Here is a 21,925-nt window from a genome sequence, read left to right as displayed (position 1 = left end):
TTATTCTCTATGTAAGTTTTTCGAATACTATTATTTGGGATATTTCTCACGAATCTTATCCAAACTTAAATTATGAATACTACCCACATGAGAGTGTTGTTTTCCTAAATCTGGTTTGTAAGATCCATCCTGAACTTGTCCGCCAATTTTTTGATAGGCTTCTCTAAAAGACATCCCTTCTACCACTAAATTATTGATGCTATCTACTGTAAATAAGTATTGATATTTCTCATCATTCAAATCAATATCTTTTACAATTACCTGTTGGATGGAGTAATTGAAAATGTCTAAAATATCTTTTACATCTTCAAAAGCATTGATAATATTTTCCTTTAATAGTTGATAATCTCTGTGATAACCCGTTGGTAAATTGTTGGTAATCATGACCATTTCTGTGTGTAAAGCCTGAATTTTATTGCATTTTCCACGGATCAATTCAAAAACATCAGGATTTTTCTTGTGTGGCATAATGCTACTTCCGGTTGTTAATTCATCAGGAAAAGAAATAAAATTAAAATTCTGACTCATATACAAACAAACATCCATGGCAAAACGAGACATGGTATTGCACAATCCGCCTAAAGCAGAGGCAATAGAGCGCTCACTTTTTCCTCTACTTAATTGTGCCGCAACTACATTGTATTTTAAAGTAGCAAAATTTAATTCTTTAGTCGTTAATTCTCTATCAATAGGAAAAGAACTACCATAACCTGCAGCTGAACCCAAAGGATTTTGGTCTACCACTTTAGAAACCGCATTGAGCATATATACATCGTCAATTAGTAATTCTGCATACGCCGAAAACCATAAGCCAAATGAGGATGGCATTGCAACTTGCAAATGCGTATAACCAGGTAATAAACTTGTTTTGTGTGTTTCGGCTAATCCTAAAAGCGTATCAAAAAGTGTTTTCGTTTTATCGTTAATAATTGCTAAATTCTCTTTATAATATAATTGCAAAGCCACTAAAACTTGATCATTTCTAGAGCGAGCCGTATGAATTTTCTTACCAACTTCTCCTAATTTATCGGTCAATTCCCATTCAATTTTAGAATGGACATCTTCAAAAGAGGCTTCAATAATAAACGTACCCTTTTCGATATCAGTGGCTAATTCTTTCAAACCTCTTTTTAAGTCTTTCAATTCATCAGCAGTAATAATACCAATAGACTCTAACATTATTGCGTGCGCCAAAGATGCTTGTACATCATATTTTGCAATATGCATATCAATTTCTCTGTCGTTACCAACGGTGAATTTTTCTATCTGTTTGTCTATTGAAAATCCTTTATCCCAAAGTTTCATATATGTTTAGTTTGTGGTTTTTAGTTGATGGTTTTTAGGTTTCAGTATGCACCAAAAACCATCAACCAAAAACTAACAACCAATTTATAGTACTCGATTCAATAATTCTACATAAATTTCAATTCCCTCTTCAATTTCAGCTAAATAAATAAACTCATCAGCCGAGTGAGAACGGGTGCTATCTCCAGGTCCCAATTTTAAAGATTGGCAAGTTAAGCAAGCTTGATCTGATAGGGTAGGAGAACCATAGGTTTCTCTTCCCATTGCAATTCCTGCCTTTATTAAATCGTGTTCTTTAGAAATAGCAGAGGAATTTAAACGTAAACTTCTTGGAGTAATTTTTGTGCAAGGTGATTTTTCCTGTAAAATATCTGAAATTTCTTGATTAGAATAGGCATCGTTTACACGAACATCAACTACTAAATCTACATGGGCAGGAACCACATTATGCTGTGAACCAGCATTTATTTGAGTAATAGTCATTTTTACATCTCCTAGAGCTTCAGAAGTTTTTTCAAAGGTAAAATCTTTAAACCATTGCAACACTTCGATGGTATTGTAAATTGAATTGTTGTCATTTGGATGTGCGGCATGACTTGGAGTTCCGGCGACAACGGCATCAAAAACAACCAAACCTTTTTCTGCAATCGCTAAATTCATTAAAGTTGGTTCGCCAACAATTGCCACATCAATAAACGGAATTATTGGCAACATACTGTTCAATCCGTTTTTACCACTATTTTCTTCTTCTGCAGAAGCAACAATCACCAAATTATACTTTAAATTTTCTTGCGCGTAAAAATTAGTGAAAGTTGCTATTAAGGAAACCAAACAACCACCAGCATCATTAGATCCTAAACCGTATAATTTTCCGTCTTCAACAATCGCTTTAAAAGGATCTTTTGTGTAGGCCGAATTTGGTTTTACCGTATCATGATGAGAGTTTAATAATAAGGTTGGTTTGCTTTCATCAAAATATTTGTTGGTTGCCCAAATATTATTTTTTGTTCTTTTAAACGGAATTTCATTTTCCAAAAACCAGCCTTCAATCAATTTTGCTGTGTTTTCTTCTTCGGTTGAAAATGATTGAGTTTCAATCAAGTTTTTTAAAAGGGAAATTGCGTTTGCTGTTAATTTTTTTATATTCATTGTCATAAGGTAATCGTGGTGAAAAACTTGTTTTCTTTTGTGAACATGGATAAATTTCCAATATGTACTTTAGACACACCGTTATGTAAAGCATCAAAACAATTCTCTAGTTTAGGAATCATTCCGTCGGTAATAGTTTTATTCGCTAATAATTCTTGATAGGTTTTAGAATTGATATTTTTGATTACAGATTTTTTATCCGTAAAATCTTTTAAAACCCCATTTAATTCAAAACAATAATAAATTGATGTTTTATAAATTCCACTCATTCCAACGGCAAGTGTACTTGCAATTGTATCTGCGTTTGTGTTTAATAATTGTCCGTTTCCATCGTGTGTAATTGCACAAAAAACAGGCGTAAACTCAGCTTGAATTAATTTATCAATAGAATTCGACGCCACTTCTTTTACATCACCCACAAAACCAAAATCGATCTCTTTTACAGGTCTTTTATCAGATTTTATACTGTTGATGTCTGCACCTGTTAAACCAATCGCATCAATCTGTAAAGCTTGTAATTTTGCCACAATATTTTTGTTAACTAAACCTCCATAAACCATGGTAATTACCTCTAATGTTTCGGCATCCGTAATGCGCCTACCGTTAATCATTTTAGAGTTAATGCCTAATTTAGAGGCAATATGGGTTGCTCGTTTACCGCCTCCATGCACTAAAATTTTTTTTCCTGCTAGTTTAGAAAACAATTTTAGAAATGCATGTAAAGAAGTTTCATCTTCAATAATATTTCCTCCAATTTTTATGATTGATAGTTTTTCCATTTTATTTTATTGCAATGGGTTTAAAACCATTGTTATTCATTTTCTAATATCTTTTTTAAAACCAATTGTGCCGCAAAAGTTCTATTATTTGCTTGTTCAATAACTAAAGAAGAATCGCTATCTAAAACAGCATCCTCAACTACCATATTTCTTCTTACAGGCAAACAATGCATGAATTTCGCAGCGCCTATTTTTTCTTTGGTAATCATCCAATCAGCATCTGTGTTTAGAATTTTTCCATAATCATCATAAGAACTCCAATTTTTTGTGTACACAAAATCGGCATCTCTAAAAGCTTCTTTTTGATTATGATAAATCGGTGTGTCTTTTGTAATTTCTGGATTTAAATTATATCCTTCAGGATTTGCAATAACAAATTCTACATCCATTTTTTGCATCGCTTGTGTAAAACTATTTGCAACAGCATGTGGTAATGCTTTTACGTGTGGCGCCCAACTTAATACCACTTTAGGTCTCTTTTTTGTTGAGTTTTCAGAGATGGTAATTGCATCTGTTAAACCTTGTAAAGGATGACCTGTAGCACTCTCCATACTTACAATTGGTACAGAAGCAAATTTTACAAACGATTTTAAAACCTGTTCAGATTCGTCTTTTTCTTTGTCTGTTAAACTAGGAAAAGCTCTTACTGCAATGACATCGCAATATTGCGAAACTACCGCAGCAGCTTCTTTAATATGCTCTGCTGTGTTGCCATTCATAATTGTTCCGTCGCCAAATTCAATGCCCCAAGCATCACCAGAAACATTCATCACAATCGGATTCATTCCTAAATTTAAAGCTGCTTTTTGGGTGCTTAAGCGGGTGCGTAAACTCGAATTAAAAAACAACAAGCCCAAGGTTTTGTTTTTTCCTAGTTCGATGTTTTTTAAAGGATTTGCTTTTAATTCTTGGGCTTCTTCAATCCAAGAATTGATGTTGTCGATGTCGTTTATAGATGTGTAATTTTTCATTCTTATTATTTTGGCAAGGGGTTGAAACCCCTTGCTATTGACCTCATTTTATTCGTGTAAACGGCACTTTATTGTCAAAAGCATTTGTTATAAAATGATCTTCTAAACCGTTTACAATCCATGTTTCTATATTTGCATTTTTCGTTAAGGAAGCAGCTTCAATTTTAGACTGCATTCCTCCACTTCCATGTGTAGATTTCGAATTGACAACTTCTTTTAATAAGTCTTCAAAATTGTCAACTTCTTCAATTGTTTTTGGAGCCTTATTTTTGATGGATTCTTTTGTGTAAATTCCGAATGTATTTGTGGCAATGATCAACAAATCAACCTCTAATAAAACTGCTGTTAAAGCTGCTAATTTATCATTGTCGCCAAACTGAATTTCATCTGTAGCCACCGTATCATTTTCGTTGATAATCGGAATGTAATTATTCTGTACCAAAATATTAATGGTATTCACGATATTGGTTTTACTTTGTTTTCTCTCAAAATCTGAATAGGAGAGTAAACATTGTGAAGTTAACAAACCATATTCTCTAAAAATTTCTTGATAAATTCTGATTAAATGTGGCTGACCGATGGACGCCAAAGCTTGTTTTACAAAAATTGCCGATTGTTTACTTTCTAACTTTACAAATTGTTTTGCAACGGCAATTGCACCAGAGCTTACAATAATAAATTCGCAACTATCTTTGAGTTTTGCAATTTGATTTGCAATATCTTCAATTTTGCCTCTAGAAATATTATTAGTTTCTTTGGTAAGGGTATTAGAACCTACTTTTAGTAAAATGCGTTTCTTTTTTTGCATGTTAATTTCTTCTCTAATTCTTTAAAGCAGCAATCAAGCCCTCAAAAAATTGATCAATATGTTTTTTCTCTACATTTAATGGAGGTAATATTCGCAATAATTTTTTGTTTGCAGCGCCTCCAGTAAAAATATGATAGTCGTAAATTAATTTCTTTCGCAATTCGCTTACTTCAAAATTAAACTCTAAACCCAACATTAATCCTCTTCCTTTGATATTTTTTATCTGCGGAATCGTTTTTGCAATTTTGATAAAATAGTCAGCAATGATGTTTACATTATCCATCAAATTATCTTCTTCAATTACATTTAAGACCGATAAACCTGCAACGCAAGCCAAATGATTGCCCCCAAAAGTGGTGCCTAACATTCCGAATTTTGCTTTGATATGTGGGTGAATTAAAATACCACCAATAGGAAATCCATTGCCCATTCCTTTGGCAATCGAAATAATATCTGGCGTTACTTTATAATGTTGAAAGGCAAAAAACTTTCCCGAACGGCCATAACCAGATTGTACTTCATCAGCAATAAACATTGTATTGTTGGCTTTACAAAGTAAATCTAGTTGTTCAAAAAAATCAGCCGTTGCCTGATCTAATCCACCAACACCTTGAATAAATTCAACAATTATAGCACAAACATCTCCTTTTTCAAGTTCGGTCTTAACAGTCTCAAGATTATTTAAATCTAAAATAGTAACTTTTTGTTGTGCGTTTATCGGTGCAATAATAGTTGCATTATCGGTTGCGGCAACTGCAGCGGAAGTACGACCATGAAAACCATTTTTAAAAGCGATAACCCTTGATTTTTCAGTTTTAAAGGAAGCTAATTTTAAAGCATTCTCATTGGCTTCTGCACCTGAATTACACAAAAATAATTCGTAATCTTTACAACCAGAAAGTGATTCTATTTTATCTGCTAATTGCTGTTGTAACGGATTCTGAATGGCATTTGAATAAAAACCTAATTTAGCAACTTGACTTGTAATCGCCTCCACATATTTTGGATGCGCGTGCCCAATAGAAATCACAGCATGACCGCCATATAAATCTAAATATTCAGTATTATTTTCGTCATATACATAGACTCCCTTTGCGGAAACAGGAGTAACATTATATAAAGGATACACATTAAATAGTGGCATAGTGTTAGTTTTTTATTTGATTTATTTTATTAAAAGAAGCATTGATGCCTTTTATCAAAGAAGAGCTTAATCCTTGATGTTCCATTTCGTTTAAACCTTCAATGGTGCAGCCTCCGGGAGTTGTAACTCTGTCTATTTCGGCTTCAGGATGGTTACCAGATTCTTTTAATAAACTAGCAGCGCCAAAGCAAGTTTGCATAGCTAATTCGTGCGCTTTATGCGCTTCAAATCCTAATTGAATAGCACCTTGCGTTGTTGCACGAATCATACGCATCCAAAAAGCAATTCCGCTTGCACAGATAACTGTTGCAGCTTGTAGTTGCTCTTCTGGAATCTCCATAGAAAGACCTAAACTATTAAAAATAGTTTTTGCTATTGTTGCCTTTTCTTTGCCTTTTTCATTGGTAGCAATACAGGTCATAGATTGCCCAACTGCGGCGGCTGTATTGGGCATGGCACGGATGATAAAATGTTTAGCGCCAATGATATTTTCTATTTTACCAATCGAAAAACCAGTGATTACAGAAATTAGTACTTGTTCTTTAGAAAGTTTATATTTTAAGTTATCTAAAATACCTTTTAGGTGTCTTGGTTGCACTGCAAAGATTATAATTTCAGAATTTTTAACAGCTTCTTCATTATCAGTAGTTAAGGTTACTGCTTTGTAACGATTAAATTCTTCTATAGAATCTAAATTTCGTTTTGCAAGATATAATGAGCTTACCACGTTGTTTTTCAGTAATCCTTTTGCTATGGATTGACCTAAACTTCCTGCGCCTATAATTGCTACTTTCATATTTGTTAGTTTTATCCTGCAAGGACTTTTTTTGACCTTGAAGGTTTCAAATTCTTAACTTATAATTTAATTTTTACTTACAAGTTTTTGAAACCTTGCAAGAAAACACAATGGATTAAAAATAATTCGCTTTTAAATTCAATCCTAAAGTTTCTTCAAACCCGTACATTAAATTCATATTCTGAATTGCCTGACCAGAAGCTCCTTTTAAAAGGTTGTCTATGACGCTTGTTATTAATAATTTATTGTTGTGTTTTACCAAATGGATAAAACATTTATTTGTGTTAACTACTTGCTTTAAATGAACATCAATATCAGCAACAAATGTAAAAGCTGCATTTTTGTAATAGTTTTTATACATTTTTTTAGCTTCTTCAATACTACCCTCAAATTTTGTGTAGGTAGTTGCGAAAATTCCTCTTGAGAAGTTTCCTCTGTTTGGAACAAAATTAATTTCTGAATTAAAATTAGACTGTAACTGATGCACTGTTTGATTTATTTCTCCTAAATGTTGATGAGAAAAAGCCTTATAATGAGAAAAATTATTATCCCTATGCGTAAAATGTGTGGTTGCAGACAATGAAGTTCCTGCGCCAGTTGCCCCGGTAACTGCATTGATGTGAACATCATTTTGCAATATATTATTTGCAGCCAAAGGTAAAATGGCCAATTGTAAAGCTGTTGCAAAACAACCCGGATTTGCAATGTGCTTTGCAGATTTTATAGCCTCTTTCTGTAATTCAGGCAATCCATAAATAAACTCTTTACCTTCAAAAGTTTTATCAGCAATCAATCTAAAATCATTACTTAAATCGATAATTTTTGTGTTTTCAGAAAAGGTGTTTTTTTGCAAAAAAGCAGTCGAATTTCCGTGCCCTAAACATAAGAATAAGACATCAATTTTTGGATTAATTTTATGTGTAAAACTGATTTCTGTAGCACCTAGTAAATCTTGATGTACTTGATAGATTTTGTTGCCAGCATTAGAGGTGCTATACACAAAATTGATGTTCGTTTCAGGGTGATTTAATAACAATCGTATTAATTCTCCTGCCGTATACCCTGCGCCACCAATAATTCCAATTTCTAATTCTCTCATGATAAGAATGATTTTAATATCTAAAAGTCTAATTCTGAAACCAAGTTTATGAAAAGACTTTGCAGAAAATATTATTCTTTGTTATGTACCTGTTGATAAATTTTATTCTGATTTCCTAGAATTTTGATAAAGCCTTTTGCTTCTTCGGCTGTCCATCCTTTATTTTCTTCGCCATAATTTCCAAATTTAGCGTTCATCAAATCGTTTTGAGAAGAAACACCATCTAAAGCAAAGGTATAAGGTCTTAAAGTTACAAAAACACTTCCTGTAACTTTTTGTTGACTGCTTTCTAAAAAGGCTTCCATATCTCTCATTACCGGATCTAAATATTGGCCTTCATGTAAATGCATTCCGTAAAAACTAGACAAATAATCTTTGTGTTGCATTTGCCATTTTGTAAGCGTGTGCTTCTCTAATAAATGATGTGCTTTAATGGTAATTAATGCAGCAGCAGCCTCAAAACCGACTCTTCCTTTAATTCCTATAATCGTATCGCCAACATGAATGTCTCTACCAATTCCGTATTTAGAGGCAATACTATTTAAAAGTTCAATACAATTTACAGGCGAATCTATTTTACCATTTACAGCAGCCAATTCTCCTTTATTAAAAGTCAAAATTAGTTTTTGAATTCCTTCTTTTTCTATTTGGGAAGGATAGGCACTTTCTGGCAAAGGCATTGTAGAAGTTAAGGTTTCAGAACCACCAACACTTGTGCCCCATAAACCTTTATTAACAGAATATTGCGCTTTTTCCCAAGGCACATTAATGCCTTCAGATTTTAAATAATCGATTTCTTCTTGTCGTGTTAATTTTTGATCTCTTATAGGCGTTACAATTTTAATATTTGGCGCTAATGTTTGAAAAATCATATCAAAACGAACCTGATCGTTTCCTGCACCAGTGCTGCCGTGTGCAATATATTCTGCACCAATACTTTTAGCATATTCTACAATTTCTATGGCCTGAATAATTCTTTCTGCACTCACAGAAAGAGGGTAGGTATTATTTTTTAGAACATTACCAAAGACTAAATACTTTACAACTTTGCTGTAAAAAGTAGTAACGGCATCGATGTTTTTATAAGCAGAGACCCCCATTTTGTAGGCGTTTTTTTCGATGTTTTTAACTTCTTCTTCAGTAAATCCGCCTGTGTTTACGCTCACTGCATGAACTTCGTATTTTTTAGACAAACTAACGGCACAGTAAGAAGTATCTAAACCACCACTATACGCAATTACTAATTTTTTCATTTTTTATCTTTTTTTAAAAACAGGTGTTGTTTTATATTTTTTAATCTTTTAAAAACACTTTCTTTAACTTCTACAGGGGCTGTTTTATTTTGATTTTTAGGATCGAATAACATGCCGGTACACATGCACATTTTACGCTCTGTTCTTGTTAAAATGTCGTAATTTCTGCAGGTTTTACAGCCGTCCCAAAAGGTAGCATCATCAGTTAATTCAGAAAAAGTAACAGGTTTGTAGCCTAAATCGCTATTTAATTTCATGACTGCTAAACCGGTAGTAATACTAAAAACTTTTGCATCCGGAAACTTTGTTCTAGAATGCTTAAAGACAACTGCTTTAATTTGTTTTGCAAGTCCGAGGTTTCTAAAATCTGGATGTACAATCAATCCAGAATTAGCAACAAATTTTCCGTGTCCCCATTGTTCTATATAACAGAACCCTGCAAATTTATCGTTCTCTAAAGCAATTACAGCGTTGCCGTTTTCCATTTTAGTAGCAATATATTCAGGTTGCCTTTTGGCAATTCCAGTTCCTCTAACTTGTGCAGCATCAGAAATAGTCTCACAGATAATTGCTGCGTATTTGAGATGCGATTTATTGGCGATTACAATTTCCATTAAATTGTATTTTTTAGTTATAAAATTTTTATTTGGTTTTGATTGATTGTAGAATTGGACTCACCTAAATTCCCTAATTTTCTATACACCCAGGGGGCGAATTGAAAAGAAACGGCGTGAATTTTTAGTTATCAAAATAACGAAAGACAGAAAGTAAGTTTGGCTAGAAGTATTCAAAATAAAAAAAATAATGGTTTATAACTATAATAGATATCAATGTTGCTAATAAAAAGTTTTAGCGACGGCGACTGCGCAAGCGCAAACTGGGATCTATTGTAATACATATTTTATTTATAATTGTAGTAATCATCGGGGTAAATGTAGCTGTTTTTTGTTTTTCACTGATAAAAGAAGAACACTTTTTAATAATTTTTATTAAAAATGAACTTATTTGTCGTTTTCGTTCATAATTCAATAGTAAATAGCTTTTAATTTCTTGATATGAGAATTGGTAGCATTCTAAAATCTGGTTTACGTACTATTTTTCTTGATTTTAAAACGGATGTTACTTAAAAAAACAATTCATCCTATAAAAAACACAGTTCGGTATTCTTTAATTTCTAAAACTGTACTTCGATCGCATATTTGTACCACAATTAAATACTAATCATTAAAAATTTAAAATTATGAAACTTATCGTATCTCTTTTAGCAGCAACCATGTTATTTATTTCAAACTCAATAATGGCGCAAGAAAATGTAACCATTACCGCAACAGTTGTAAATGTAACTTCTAATGTTGGCAAAGTTGGTTTTGCATTATACAATAAAGAAAATTTTATGAAAACACCTGTTTTAGGTGCTAAAGTAGAAGTTATAGACGGTAAAAGTGTAGTCACTTTTAAGAATGTTAAACCTGGCGTATATGCCATCACTTGTTATCATGATAAAAATAGCAATGACAAAATGGATTTTGCTGAAAATGGTATGCCTTTAGAAGATTATGGGGCGTCTAATAACAATATGTCTTTTGGACCTCCAGATTTTGATAATGCAAAGTTTACAGTTTCTGATAAAGATGTATCTTTAGACATCAAATTTTAGTAAAAAAATAAGCGTACACATGAAAACAAGCATTATGCCCAAAAGAAGTTTTAAAGATGCATTCATCGTTAGTATTAAAATTACACTAATTTTTGCAGTCTTATTTACGCTTTTAAATCAAGATTTTTCTTTAAAATCTATTGGGTATACACTTTTAATATCTGCCATGTATTCTTTTGGATTGGGTTTTGCGCAAGGAATGATTAACGATTATTTAAGTGAAAAATGGGATTGGATAGCCCATACAAACTCAAGAATTTGGGTCGGTATTATTAGCACTGTACTTTATACGGTTCCTGCAGTCTTATTCATTAACTATATAAATTTTATTGTTATTTCAGGTAATAATCCTGATCGGTTTTTTCAAGGAGATTTTATTTGGAGTCATTTTTTTTACGTAATTCTTTCTTTCGGGGTATCTGCCTTTTTGCACGCTAGAGGGTTTATGATTCAATGGAAAAATTCTGTAAAGCAAGAAAGTACAAAACAAGAAATTGTAGCCAAAACAGAGACCGCAAAATTTGAATCTTTAAAAAATCAATTAGATCCACATTTTTTATTCAATAGTTTAAATGTGTTAACGAGTTTAATTAGCGAAAATCCTACGCAAGCAGAAAAATTTACCACAAAACTATCTAAAGTTTACAGATACGTTTTAGAACAAAGAAATAAAGATTTAGTGCCTGTTTCTGAAGAGTTAAAATTTGCAAAAACCTATATGCAATTATTAGAAATGCGTTTTGAAGATGCCGTAAAGTTTAATATTCCAGATGAAATAAGTGATGCTGAATTAAAGATTGTGCCACTTTCTTTGCAGCTTTTATTAGAAAACGCAGTAAAACACAATGTTGTTTCGCCTTCTAAACCGCTAACGATTAGTATTTACCAAGAAGAAAGGTATTTAATTATCGAAAATAACATCAACCCTAAAGAAGCAATAGGAAAAAGCACCAAAGTAGGCTTGCAAAACATTGCTGATCGATATGGCTTAATCACTCAAAAAGGGGTGAAAGTAGAAAATAATAACAAAACTTTTAAGGTGAGTTTACCGCTTTTATATAAAATGAATGACATTATGAATACAGATAATTTAGAAAATAGCAACTATGTAAAAGCAGTCGAAAAAGTAGAAAAATTGAAAGAGTTTTATCAAAATTTAGCTTCGTATTGCCTAGTAATTCCTTTTTTAATATTCATAAATTTAAAAGTTTCACCAGGATTTCAATGGTTTTGGTTTCCTATGTTTGGATGGGGAATAGGGGTAACTTTTCATTTTTTAGAAGTAAATAATTATAATGTTTTTTTTGGTAAAAATTGGGAAGACAGAAAGATTAGAGAAATGATGGACGAAGAAAATAAACAAAAAAGACCTCAATAATGGACCGTAAATTTACACAAGATCAAAAATATGTTTTAGTTCGAAAAAGAGTTGAAAAAATTAGTAAATTTTACAAACATTTAGCAAGCTATGTAATTGTAAATATTTTTCTAACAGCTATTTTTATTGCTGGAGATGTTAACGATGGTGATACTTTTAGTGAAGCTTTATTTGATTATCATAACTATAAAATTTGGATGTATTGGGGAATTGGAATCGCTTTTCAAGCATTAAACACTTTTGGTTTCAACTTGTTTTTTAACAAAAGCTGGGAAGAGAGAAAGATTAAAAGATACATGGAAGAACAAAATAACAGAAGATAAAAATGAAGCCAGAAAACACACAAGAACAACGTTACAAGAAAGCTCTAAAAAGAGTGAAGGACATCAAAGGATTTTATACGCATTTAACGATTTACTGTTTGGTAATTTCTACGCTAATTTTTATCAACCTAAAATTTGAACCTCATTTTCATTGGTTTTGGTTTTCTGCTTTAGGCTGGGGAATAGGACTTTTTTCTCACTGGTTTAGAATTTTTGGATTTAATTTATTCGGATTTGGGCAAAACTGGGAGGAGAAAAAAATTAAACAAATAATGGAAAAACAACATAAATAAGAGAACATCATGGATCAAAATTTTAAAGAGGAGCACAGTTATTTAAGGGCAAAAAAAAGAGTAAAAGCAATTAAAGGCTTCTATATTCATTTATCCGTTTATATTATTGTAAATATTTTACTTAGTGGTGTAATTGTATTCGGTTTAATGAGCAGTGGAGATACTTTTTCAGAGACATTTTCTAATTTCGGAGTTTATTCTACCTGGGTATTTTGGGGAATTGGATTGTTTTTTAATTGGTTAGGCGTTTTCGGATTTAGATCTTTAGGTTTCGGAAGTGATTGGGAGGAGAGAAAAATAAAGGAGTTGCTTGAAGAGGAAGAAAATCGTACTAGAAAATTTTAAAATCATGGATACTTTAAAGAACAAACAATTAATAAGAGCAAAACAAAGAATAGATGAAATTAAAAAATTCTACAAGCATGCTGTTGCTTATGTTTTGATAAATTTATTTCTAGCATTTGTTTGGAATTTTACCTTTAAAATTTTTGGTGACTTTGTGATTAGCAATCAATTTGATGGCGATAATTTTACATCTCTACCTATTTGGCTTATTTGGGGAATCTTTTTAGCAGCACATGCAATTAAAACTTTCGGTTTTCCGAATGCATTTGGTAAAGATTGGGAAGAGAGAAAAATCAAGGAATTTATGAAGGAGTAAGGGCTTTACGGAGATGTATTGAGAAAAGAGAGTTTTAAAGAGCAAGGAGCCATTGGCTGTTAGCCGCTAGCCAAGAGCTAAAAGCCAAAAGCCAAAAGCTAAAAACCAACAACTAACAACCAGCAACAATGAACGTATTAATAATTGAAGATGAAAAGCCAGCAGCAAGAAGATTAAACAGAATGTTGGCAGCGTTAGGCATAGAAGTGCAGCAAATGTTGCACTCGGTGGAAGAGTCTTTAAATTGGTTGCAAAATAACGAACATCCCGATTTAATCTTTTTAGACATCCAGCTTTCTGATGGGCTATCTTTTGAGATTTTTGAGGAAATTGAAGTGAAATCTGCTATTATTTTTACAACTGCCTATGATGAATATGCTTTAAAAGCCTTCAAATTAAATAGTATTGATTATTTGTTAAAACCATTAGATGATGAAGAGCTAGAAGTTGCTGTAAATCAGTTTAAAAAGCAACAACCAAAACAATCTAATGTTCAGGTGAATATTGATGATATCCGAAAATTATTGATAAACCCGGTAGATAGAAAGTTTAAAAAACGTTTGACGATTAAAGTTGGACAACATATAAAAATTATTCATATTGATGAAGTAGAATGTTTTTTTAGTGAAAGTAAATCAACCTACATACATACCAAAGAAAATAGAAATTTCTTGTTAGACAATTCTTTAGAATATTGGCAAGAACAATTAGATCCAGAACATTTTTTTAGAGTAAATAGAACTTTTATCGTGCACATAAATGCGATAAAAGATATTATTGCCTATTCTAATTCTCGGTTAAAATTAATCTTACATTCTTACAACGAAACAGAAATTATTGTGAGTAGAGAAAGGGTGAAGGATTTTAAGAGTTGGATTGATTGATGAAATCAATTTTTATATTCATTATTTTATTGATATTATATTTAGTGTTTTATGCTTAATTTAATCGATAGAATTCTCCGACGCTCCGCGTCGGAGGTCAAGAGGAAAGTTTGAAAACCTAGGTTTTCATCAAACTTAAAATAAAGTTTTTTCCGCTTGATACCTCGTCGAGGTTGTTCATTTATGTAAGTCAATTTGCTATCTATTATTTTTAATGAGTGCTGTTATTGGCAACATATCTAATTCGGTACTCGTTAAAAACGAGTACTAGCCATAGTTATACGATATGACATTTTGGTGGTTTTTATGAATTTTGGAAGTAACAGTACTGAAAATTTTACAGAGATTCTGTAAAATAAAAATTGCCATTTTAATTCCCCAAGGCGAAAACTATGCCGCAAAACTTTTCTTGAAACGCTCTGTGAAACTCCGGGTTTTTTTCTCTGTGAATCTCTGTGTAATAATATTATCATAAAATCAAAAAATTCTGTAAACTTTAGGTCAAAAAGTTGTGCTATATTTTTGGAAAAGAATAAATAATTTTCGAATAATTAAACTTTGATTAGTTCCTTTTGCTAACTCAATAATAAAATTAACTTTGCATCCTCTTTAAAAAAGAGACAAGTACAAGTTTATTCGCAATCGCCAAAAATATAATCCATGAATATTTACAAACAAATTGAAGCAGAAATTCAAGCTGCGTCACATATCGTTATTACTGCGCATAGATCGGCAGACGGAGATTCTATTGGTTCTTCTTTAGGTTTATTGCATTTTATAGAAAAATTAGGCAAGAAGGCTGTGGTTTGTCACCCCGATAAAGCACCCGATTTTTTACATTGGTTAGATACTTCGGCGATTATTTTAATGGATGAAAATCCTGAACAAGTAACTGCCGAAATGAAAAAAGCAGATTTAATATTCTGTTTAGATTTTAATGCGACCAATCGCGTAGGGCCAGATATGCAAATTTTGTTAGAAGAAGCTGCTGGCAAGAAAATTATGATAGATCATCATTTGCATCCAGAAGATTTTACTACAATAACGGTTTCTGAGACCACGGTTTGTTCTACTTCTCAATTAATTGTAGAGTTAATAGAGCAATCAGGACATTTAGATTTGTTAGATGAACAAATAGGAACACCGCTTTATTTAGGTATTTTGACAGATACAGGTAGTTTTAGATTTAATTCTGTGCAACCGAGAACACATGAAATTTTAGGGAAGATTTTAGCTTCAGGGGTACAACATCATTTAATTCATGAAAAATTAAGTGATAACAATACAGAAAGTCGTTTGCGTTTGCAAGGGTATGCAATGAGCGAAAAATTAGAGATATTGTACGATTATAATGTCGCAATTATTTCTTTATCTAAAGAAGAATTGGCAAAATATAACTATAAGAAAGGCGATACAGATAGCTTGGCCAATGCGGTTCTATCTATAAAAGGAATGAAAGCTGCGATTGTGTTTACGGAACGTGACGGAATTATGAAAATTTCTTTTCGATCTAAAGGTGCAGAGAATCCCGTAAATGTTTTAGCAAAAGAACATTTTAATGGCGGAGGTCATGCAAACGCCTCTGGCGGTATGAGCGATTTAACGGTAACAGAAACATTAGACAAGTTAAGAGGATTGATTCCGCAGTATTTTTAGAAATAATAGCTTCATTTTTTTAAAAGAAGAAAAAAATATCAATAAGTTTAAAGCTTAACGAACTAAAGTAAGGATCTCTAGCTAGAGAATCAAAAAGGTTTTTATTGCTGATATTTAAAACTATTTTTAATAAAATCTTCAAATCATTCTCGTTCCAGTAAACTTTGATTATTTTTATCGAAATTTAATTTATTTAATTGTGCCAGTCAAAAGGAAGAGTTTTTTGAATACACCAAATGTGAGTTAAAAAATCAAAGGCGATTGTATTGAGTTAGGTGAAAAAACGATCACAAATGCAATCGTAAATTCTTTTAAACAGTGTACAATCGACATGGTTTAATTGCGGGCACGGATAAAAAAAAAATATGACAAGTATTCGCTGAAAAAAAAGAATAAGAAAAATTATAAAGAGAAAAAGCCAAAAGTTTTACTAGAAGAACTCTTTCTAGAACAAGCACTAGAATGAATATTTTGGTAAAAGTTTTAACAAGAGCCACCTTTATTAGAGGCTTTTTCGGAATTTTAAAAAAGGTAATTAAATAACAAAATTAAAAAATTAACGTTTTATATTTTATGAAATCAAAAAGAATGATCAAAAGAAGTTTTCTGTCGCTAATAGTAGCCACACTTTTAATAACAAGTTGTACAAATAGTAACAAGTTTAAGATTGAAAAAGGTAGAGTTGGTTTAATTACATCTGCTACTACGATAAAAGAAATAGATAAATTGTTTGAAAACGATTCTATCGTTAAAAATTTAAGTGAGGGTGCTTTAGGCGATAACTACTTTCAAGATGATGACAAGTTTTTAATTTTTGAAAAAGGAGGAAAGCTTTTATTAACGATTGTGCCAAAAGAGCAATTAGATTCTACATCAACTATTAAGAGTATAGAAATTCATGATGCACGTTTTAAAACAGAAGCAGGCACGAATTTAAATTCTCGATTTTCTGAAATAAACGCTAATAATAGTTTAAGACCAGAATCTACCTTGCAATCTGTAATTTTGTTTTTAGATGAATTAAATGCAACTATTGCGATCGATAAGGAAGAATTGGGTTTAAGAGATTTTAGAACACAAAAAGTATCTTTAGAACAAATTCCTGATTTAGCAAAAATAAAATCTTTTGTAATTTGGTTTCATTAGGATAAATCACTTAAAAAACTTAACGACGCTTGGAACTTATTTTGAGCGCAAATCGAAAGCCAGAATTTTTGATGATTTACTCCGGTATATTTTAGATTAATAGGTTTTTTTAGTATCAAAAAAGTTAATAACGAACTATTATAAAAAGGATGCCGATTCAATCGCTTGTTCAAAATCAATTAATATGAAAAAAAAATATACCATTCAAAAAAGTCCGTTTGTAGTTCCAACTACAGATGGTAAATTAATAGAAGAGCATTTTGGCAATGCAACCGATAAAAACTCGCAAATAAGTATTGCACATATGGTTGCGCCAGCTGGTTGGCAAGAACCTTATCAAACGCCACAGTTTGATGAATATACCTATATTGTAAAAGGTAAAAAGCAATTTATTATTGATGACGAAATACTTATTCTAAAAGCAGGTGAATCTATCAAAATTGAAAAAAATACAAGGGTACAGTATTCTAACCCTTTTGAAGAAGCTTGCGATTATATAGCTATTTGTATGCCTGCTTTTTCAATGGATTTAGTAAATAGAGAAGAACTTTAGAGTTGATAAACTTTACTGAAAAATCTTTTTAAAGAAACGCTAAAAAATAAACATATTTTAATAATTACATTATAGTTGTTAATTTTAGATAAGATATTATCTAAATTGCAACAAAGTTTTACTGATGAAGAATGTTATTCCACCAAAAATAATTCGGCAGGTTTTCGTTTTATTATTAATTATTTTATTTGCTACTTTAATTTTTAAAGAAATAATTCCTTATTTATCGGGCGTTTTAGGAGCAATTACTATTTATGTATTGTTAAGAAAATGGATGGTATTTCTTGTTAAAAAGAATTGGAATCCAGATTTAGCAGCCGCCTTTTTAATGATTTTGTCTTTTGTGTGCATTTTATTACCAGTATCGGGTATTGTTTTAATGTTGGGCAATAAAATTGGTGAAGCTGTAGAGAATTCAGAAGAAGTAGCGAAAGCAGTTAAAAGTCAAATGCGCGACTTCGAAACTAAATTTGGTTACGATTTAGCATCGCAAATTAATGTTTCAGAAATTTCATCTTGGATTGCAGGAAATCTTGAAACTTTTGCAGGAAGTACTTTTAATATATTTATAGGTATTGGTTTGATGTATTTTATGCTGTATTATATGTTAACAAACCGTTCTGAACTTCGAACTTCTTTATATGAATACATTCCTATTAGCGAAACGAATTTAAAAATTATTGGCTCTGAATCTCAATCTATGGTTCGTTCTAATGCAATAGGTATTCCTTTAGTAGCAATATCACAGGGAATAATTGCGTTGATAGGTTTTTTGATTTTTGGCATTCAAGATCCATTTTTCTGGTTTATTATTGTTACGGTAGGATCTATGATTCCTTTTATAGGAACTTTTATAGGTATTTTACCTGTCTTTATTTTAACAATATCTACGGGAAATGAATTTGCAGCTTGGGGTATTTTAATTTATGGTATTGTGGTGGTCGGTTTTACAGATAATGTAATAAGGCTTTTTATTTTAAGGAAATTAGACGATTTACATCCTTTAATTACTCTAATTGGTGTTATCGTTGGTGTGCCTTTATTTGGTTTTATAGGTTTAATTTTCGGACCACTTTTAATCAGTTTATTTTTAATCGTGGTGCGTATCTATAAAAAAGAATTTGGTGTACAACTAGAAGATCATAATGTTTTGTAATTGAATTGGTAAAAAAGAGCATAGATTTTTTTTTAAAATATTTTTTTAAGAACTTAAAAGCAAGTTGATTTCTAACAGCTTATTTTTTATGCCTAAATTTTAGGATTCAATTAAAAAATAAGACTTGTTGCTTTTAAAAGCTAGTTGCAGAAGCAATTATTTTTATAAAGTAGTGATAAAAAACTCAAAAATATTTTTTTGAATGTATGGGAAATATACTTGTATACGATTCAAAAATATTCGTTAGTTTTAAATTGTCATCCGTTAGGAGAATGATCTTTAGAAAAAAAAATATTGGAATCAAAAATGATACGTATCAATAACATTTAAAAGTTAACTCGTTTTTTTTTTTAAACAAGACTAGTCTTGTGGTGTACCATTTGAATCAAAAAGCATTGCTTCTAATTTAAATCACAAAACTTTTATTTTCAGGTCTTTTCAATCAAAAAAACCTGATTCTTTGAGCCTAAAACTTCATCGCAACTTTAAAGTTCAAAACACGTCCGGTCATAAAATTAGGAATTCCGAATTGCGTTTTAGAATACACATCTCTTACCCAAGTATTGGTAATTGCATTCTGAATATCAAACATATTAAACAATTCTAAACCTGCGGATAATTCTTTAAATTTAGAAAGCCAACCCGCGGAAAACTGTTTGTTAGCATCTGCAAAAACATAAGAAACACCTAAATCTGCACGTCTATAATCCCGCAATCGTTGTTGAAAATTATAAGGATCTGAATACGATGGTGCCCCACCAGGAACGCCCGAATTATAGACTAAATTTAAATAGGCTTTTAGATCTGGTAAATTAGGAACGTAATCTTGAAATAGAATTCCGAATTTTATTCTTTGATCAGACGGCCTTGCAATAAAACCCCTGTTATTAATGTTTTCTTCTGTTTTTAAATATCCAAAACTTACCCAACTTTCACTTCCAGGAACAAACTCGCCATTTAAACGCACATCAAGCCCAGTAGAATATGCTACAGCGGCATTGTCTGCTCGATACCGAATTCTAACATTATCAACTGTATATGCATTCACATCCGATAAATCTTTGTAATACACCTCTGTTGTTAACTTAAAAGGACGCTCCCACATGATAAAACTATAATCCATTCCTGCTACAAAATGAATCGATTTTTGCGCTTTTACATCCACATTAACATTTCCGTCAAAATCTCTTAACTCTCTGTAAGAAGGAGGTTGTGAATACCAGCCGCCAGAAACTCGAAACAACATATCTCTTTTCCAATCTGGTTTGATGGCAAACTGACCTCTTGGACTAAATATAAGTTTATTTTTAGAGGCAACTCCATTTCCTGTAACAGACCAACTATGGGCTCTAACGCCTAAATTATACCAAACTTCGTGATCGTTCCAGAAAGAACGTTGATTAAATTGAACAAAACCAGAAAGTCTATTTATGGCAACATTATTATCTTTTCTAATATTTTGATATGCAGTAATGTCACCTTCAAAAGGCTCGTAAGGTTGATTATTTGACGAATGAAAAGGAGGCCTTATTGCAAAACCAAGAGAGTCTATCATTTCCCATTCTCTAATTCTATCAATAATATCTTCTTTTTGATATTTTACACCAAAATTCCATTGTATATTTTCTTTTTTTAGAGTTCCTCTCACTTGAACATTAGAAATTAAGGCATCTAAATCATTACGTGCATGATTTAATTGAGCGCCAATTCCTTGCGAAAACTCAACATCACCAAAATTTTCTGAACCAATATTGGCATCAACTTCGCCTAAATTATATTGTGCAGAAATATCAAAATATTCTTCCTCTTGTGTGTTGTATCGAGATGCGGTTGTGGTAATTTTAAAATCTTCATTCACTTTATAATCACCAGATAAGGCACCAAATAGTGTTAAGTAATTATTTTGTTCTTGGCCATCATAAAAAACAATTAACTCTAAAGGATTGGCAACGGTGCCAAAACGAGTTCTTCTAGATATAGGTTGATAATTATAATTATTTAAGGAAAAATTCCCTAAAAAACTCAATTCAAATTTTTCCGAAAATTGATATGATAAATAGGTTTGAATATCTGTAAACCTTGGTCTAAAATTAATGTCTATTTGTTTACTATTCACAAATAAACTATTGTCTCTATACCGAACGCCTGTAATTGCACTTAATTTGTTGTTTAAAAAAAGGCCTTCAAAAGTAGCACTAGCGCCCAATAAACTAGCATCAACGGTTACCGCAGTTTCCGTTGGTTTTCTATAGGTAATGTCTAACACAGACGATAATTTATCGCCATATTTTGCTTGAAATCCGCCAGCAGAAAAATCAATATTTTGTACCATATTGGTGTTGATAAAACTTAAACCTTCTTGCTGACCAGACCTTACTAAAAAAGGTCTGTAAACTTCAATGCCATTTACATACACAAGGTTTTCATCAAAATTACCACCTCTTACATTGTACTGTGTACTTAACTCGTTGTTATTGTTTACACCTGGTAGCGTCATTAAAACGTTTTCTACACCCGCATTCGGACCAATAATGTTTTTAACTTTCTGAACATCGATATTTGTAATTCCTGAAGCTTGTTTTCTTTGATCTTGTACAACAACTTCTTTAAGCTTCTCTGTTTTTAAAATTAGAACAGGAGAGAAGCGAAGTACATTTCTACTTTTTACTGTGATTTTTTTGATAAATGGTTGATAAGAAACATGGCGAAAAATAATAGTGATTTCTTCGTCTAGCGGAATTCTTAATTGGTAATTACCGTCAGCATCGGTTACGGTTCCTGTTTTACCATATTTAATAGAAACCTTTTCGATGCCTTCTTTTAGGTTGTTTTTTATGGTGCCTTTTATAATTGTTGTTTTTTGAGCAATCAAAAAACTAGGAATCAATAGTAGAAAGAAAAATATGTTTTTCAC

General features: G+C 31.7%; 22 protein-coding genes. 11 read left to right on the top strand and 11 right to left on the bottom strand.

What is annotated here, in order from left to right; translation table 11 throughout:
• Nucleotides 1-30: 30 nt before the first annotated feature.
• The 10 genes from argH to ES044_RS06605 form a co-directional block, all read right to left on the bottom strand.
• Nucleotides 31-1,305 (bottom strand): argininosuccinate lyase, encoded by a 1,275-nt coding sequence (gene argH / locus ES044_RS06650; protein WP_147118551.1) that lies wholly within the window; start codon nt 1,303-1,305, stop codon nt 31-33.
• 84 nt (nt 1,306-1,389) lie between these two features.
• On the bottom strand, nt 1,390-2,454 hold the full coding sequence (locus ES044_RS06645; protein ID WP_147118550.1) for a M20 family metallo-hydrolase: 1,065 nt from the start codon (nt 2,452-2,454) through the stop codon (nt 1,390-1,392).
• 2 nt (nt 2,455-2,456) lie between these two features.
• Nucleotides 2,457-3,233 (bottom strand): acetylglutamate kinase, encoded by a 777-nt coding sequence (gene argB / locus ES044_RS06640; RefSeq protein ID WP_147118549.1) that lies wholly within the window; start codon nt 3,231-3,233, stop codon nt 2,457-2,459.
• A gap of 32 nt (nt 3,234-3,265) precedes the next feature.
• Nucleotides 3,266-4,204, bottom strand: coding sequence for an acetylornithine carbamoyltransferase (locus tag ES044_RS06635; protein ID WP_147118548.1), 939 nt, complete (start codon nt 4,202-4,204; stop codon nt 3,266-3,268).
• A 43-nt stretch (nt 4,205-4,247) separates the two neighbouring features.
• Nucleotides 4,248-5,012, bottom strand: coding sequence for a glutamate 5-kinase (proB, locus tag ES044_RS06630; RefSeq protein WP_147118547.1), 765 nt, complete (start codon nt 5,010-5,012; stop codon nt 4,248-4,250).
• Between the two features lie 13 nt (nt 5,013-5,025).
• The gene (locus ES044_RS06625; RefSeq protein WP_147118546.1) at nt 5,026-6,156 is read right to left on the bottom strand and encodes an aspartate aminotransferase family protein; all 1,131 of its coding nucleotides are present in this window, start codon (nt 6,154-6,156) and stop codon (nt 5,026-5,028) included.
• 4 nt (nt 6,157-6,160) lie between these two features.
• Nucleotides 6,161-6,952: a pyrroline-5-carboxylate reductase gene (gene proC, locus ES044_RS06620; protein ID WP_147118545.1), complete on the bottom strand. Its 792-nt coding sequence runs from the start codon at nt 6,950-6,952 to the stop codon at nt 6,161-6,163.
• 115 nt (nt 6,953-7,067) lie between these two features.
• Entirely contained in the window at nt 7,068-8,051 is a 984-nt protein-coding gene (argC, locus tag ES044_RS06615) for an N-acetyl-gamma-glutamyl-phosphate reductase (RefSeq protein WP_147118544.1), read from the bottom strand.
• 71 nt (nt 8,052-8,122) lie between these two features.
• Nucleotides 8,123-9,304 (bottom strand): argininosuccinate synthase, encoded by a 1,182-nt coding sequence (locus ES044_RS06610; protein WP_147118543.1) that lies wholly within the window; start codon nt 9,302-9,304, stop codon nt 8,123-8,125.
• Nucleotides 9,301-9,918: a GNAT family N-acetyltransferase gene (locus ES044_RS06605; RefSeq protein ID WP_147118542.1), complete on the bottom strand. Its 618-nt coding sequence runs from the start codon at nt 9,916-9,918 to the stop codon at nt 9,301-9,303. The genes ES044_RS06610 and ES044_RS06605 overlap by 4 nt, the downstream gene beginning before the upstream one ends.
• Before the next feature lie 626 nt (nt 9,919-10,544).
• On the opposite strand from ES044_RS06605, the gene ES044_RS06600 reads away from it, so the two are divergent.
• The 11 genes from ES044_RS06600 to ES044_RS06550 all read left to right on the top strand — a co-directional run bounded on the left by ES044_RS06600 (nt 10,545) and on the right by ES044_RS06550 (nt 19,011).
• Nucleotides 10,545-10,961: a DUF2141 domain-containing protein gene (locus ES044_RS06600; RefSeq protein ID WP_223269138.1), complete on the top strand. Its 417-nt coding sequence runs from the start codon at nt 10,545-10,547 to the stop codon at nt 10,959-10,961.
• A gap of 19 nt (nt 10,962-10,980) precedes the next feature.
• Nucleotides 10,981-12,339 (top strand): 2TM domain-containing protein, encoded by a 1,359-nt coding sequence (locus ES044_RS06595; protein WP_147186973.1) that lies wholly within the window; start codon nt 10,981-10,983, stop codon nt 12,337-12,339.
• A complete protein-coding gene (locus ES044_RS06590) occupies nt 12,339-12,662 on the top strand; it encodes a 2TM domain-containing protein (protein WP_147118540.1) in 324 nt (107 codons plus the stop codon). The genes ES044_RS06595 and ES044_RS06590 overlap by 1 nt, the downstream gene beginning before the upstream one ends.
• 2 nt (nt 12,663-12,664) lie before the next feature.
• Nucleotides 12,665-12,955: a 2TM domain-containing protein gene (locus ES044_RS06585; RefSeq protein WP_147186970.1), complete on the top strand. Its 291-nt coding sequence runs from the start codon at nt 12,665-12,667 to the stop codon at nt 12,953-12,955.
• 9 nt (nt 12,956-12,964) lie between these two features.
• A complete protein-coding gene (locus tag ES044_RS06580) occupies nt 12,965-13,300 on the top strand; it encodes a 2TM domain-containing protein (protein ID WP_147186967.1) in 336 nt (111 codons plus the stop codon).
• A 4-nt stretch (nt 13,301-13,304) separates the two neighbouring features.
• On the top strand, nt 13,305-13,616 hold the full coding sequence (locus ES044_RS06575; protein WP_147186965.1) for a 2TM domain-containing protein: 312 nt from the start codon (nt 13,305-13,307) through the stop codon (nt 13,614-13,616).
• Nucleotides 13,617-13,744: 128 nt separating this feature from the next.
• Nucleotides 13,745-14,500, top strand: coding sequence for a LytR/AlgR family response regulator transcription factor (locus tag ES044_RS06570; RefSeq protein ID WP_147186963.1), 756 nt, complete (start codon nt 13,745-13,747; stop codon nt 14,498-14,500).
• Nucleotides 14,501-15,160: 660 nt separating this feature from the next.
• Nucleotides 15,161-16,156 (top strand): DHH family phosphoesterase, encoded by a 996-nt coding sequence (locus tag ES044_RS06565; RefSeq protein WP_147186961.1) that lies wholly within the window; start codon nt 15,161-15,163, stop codon nt 16,154-16,156.
• A 588-nt stretch (nt 16,157-16,744) separates the two neighbouring features.
• Nucleotides 16,745-17,302 (top strand): hypothetical protein, encoded by a 558-nt coding sequence (locus tag ES044_RS06560; protein WP_189663210.1) that lies wholly within the window; start codon nt 16,745-16,747, stop codon nt 17,300-17,302.
• Nucleotides 17,303-17,486: 184 nt separating this feature from the next.
• Entirely contained in the window at nt 17,487-17,855 is a 369-nt protein-coding gene (locus ES044_RS06555; protein ID WP_147118533.1) for a cupin domain-containing protein, read from the top strand.
• Nucleotides 17,856-17,979: 124 nt separating this feature from the next.
• Nucleotides 17,980-19,011, top strand: a complete 1,032-nt coding sequence (locus ES044_RS06550; RefSeq protein WP_147118532.1) for an AI-2E family transporter — start codon at nt 17,980-17,982, stop codon at nt 19,009-19,011.
• 466 nt (nt 19,012-19,477) lie between these two features.
• Here ES044_RS06550 and ES044_RS06545 read toward each other — a convergent pair whose 3' ends face one another.
• The gene (locus ES044_RS06545) at nt 19,478-21,925 is read right to left on the bottom strand and encodes a TonB-dependent receptor (protein ID WP_147118531.1); all 2,448 of its coding nucleotides are present in this window, start codon (nt 21,923-21,925) and stop codon (nt 19,478-19,480) included.

It is taken from the genome of Polaribacter sp. IC066, from assembly GCF_007997085.1.
Classification (GTDB): domain Bacteria; phylum Bacteroidota; class Bacteroidia; order Flavobacteriales; family Flavobacteriaceae; genus Polaribacter.
This window is presented reverse-complemented; position numbering and strand designations above follow the sequence as displayed.

Excerpts from the sequence above, each read along its gene's own strand:
- ES044_RS06555 (WP_147118533.1), top strand. The coding sequence starts at position 17,487 with ATGAAAAAAAAATATACCATTCAAAAAAGTCCGTTTGTAGTTCCAACT.
- argC (WP_147118544.1), bottom strand. The coding sequence starts at position 8,051 with ATGAGAGAATTAGAAATTGGAATTATTGGTGGCGCAGGGTATACGGCA.
- ES044_RS06600 (WP_223269138.1), top strand. The coding sequence starts at position 10,545 with ATGAAACTTATCGTATCTCTTTTAGCAGCAACCATGTTATTTATTTCA.
- ES044_RS06595 (WP_147186973.1), top strand. The coding sequence starts at position 10,981 with ATGAAAACAAGCATTATGCCCAAAAGAAGTTTTAAAGATGCATTCATC.
- proC (WP_147118545.1), bottom strand. The coding sequence starts at position 6,952 with ATGAAAGTAGCAATTATAGGCGCAGGAAGTTTAGGTCAATCCATAGCA.
- ES044_RS06560 (WP_189663210.1), top strand. The coding sequence starts at position 16,745 with ATGATCAAAAGAAGTTTTCTGTCGCTAATAGTAGCCACACTTTTAATA.
- ES044_RS06610 (WP_147118543.1), bottom strand. The coding sequence starts at position 9,304 with ATGAAAAAATTAGTAATTGCGTATAGTGGTGGTTTAGATACTTCTTAC.
- ES044_RS06570 (WP_147186963.1), top strand. The coding sequence starts at position 13,745 with ATGAACGTATTAATAATTGAAGATGAAAAGCCAGCAGCAAGAAGATTA.
- ES044_RS06565 (WP_147186961.1), top strand. The coding sequence starts at position 15,161 with ATGAATATTTACAAACAAATTGAAGCAGAAATTCAAGCTGCGTCACAT.
- ES044_RS06645 (WP_147118550.1), bottom strand. The coding sequence starts at position 2,454 with ATGAATATAAAAAAATTAACAGCAAACGCAATTTCCCTTTTAAAAAAC.
- ES044_RS06625 (WP_147118546.1), bottom strand. The coding sequence starts at position 6,156 with ATGCCACTATTTAATGTGTATCCTTTATATAATGTTACTCCTGTTTCC.
- ES044_RS06590 (WP_147118540.1), top strand. The coding sequence starts at position 12,339 with ATGGACCGTAAATTTACACAAGATCAAAAATATGTTTTAGTTCGAAAA.
- ES044_RS06580 (WP_147186967.1), top strand. The coding sequence starts at position 12,965 with ATGGATCAAAATTTTAAAGAGGAGCACAGTTATTTAAGGGCAAAAAAA.
- ES044_RS06550 (WP_147118532.1), top strand. The coding sequence starts at position 17,980 with ATGAAGAATGTTATTCCACCAAAAATAATTCGGCAGGTTTTCGTTTTA.
- ES044_RS06635 (WP_147118548.1), bottom strand. The coding sequence starts at position 4,204 with ATGAAAAATTACACATCTATAAACGACATCGACAACATCAATTCTTGG.
- proB (WP_147118547.1), bottom strand. The coding sequence starts at position 5,012 with ATGCAAAAAAAGAAACGCATTTTACTAAAAGTAGGTTCTAATACCCTT.
- argH (WP_147118551.1), bottom strand. The coding sequence starts at position 1,305 with ATGAAACTTTGGGATAAAGGATTTTCAATAGACAAACAGATAGAAAAA.
- ES044_RS06585 (WP_147186970.1), top strand. The coding sequence starts at position 12,665 with ATGAAGCCAGAAAACACACAAGAACAACGTTACAAGAAAGCTCTAAAA.
- ES044_RS06575 (WP_147186965.1), top strand. The coding sequence starts at position 13,305 with ATGGATACTTTAAAGAACAAACAATTAATAAGAGCAAAACAAAGAATA.
- ES044_RS06605 (WP_147118542.1), bottom strand. The coding sequence starts at position 9,918 with ATGGAAATTGTAATCGCCAATAAATCGCATCTCAAATACGCAGCAATT.
- argB (WP_147118549.1), bottom strand. The coding sequence starts at position 3,233 with ATGGAAAAACTATCAATCATAAAAATTGGAGGAAATATTATTGAAGAT.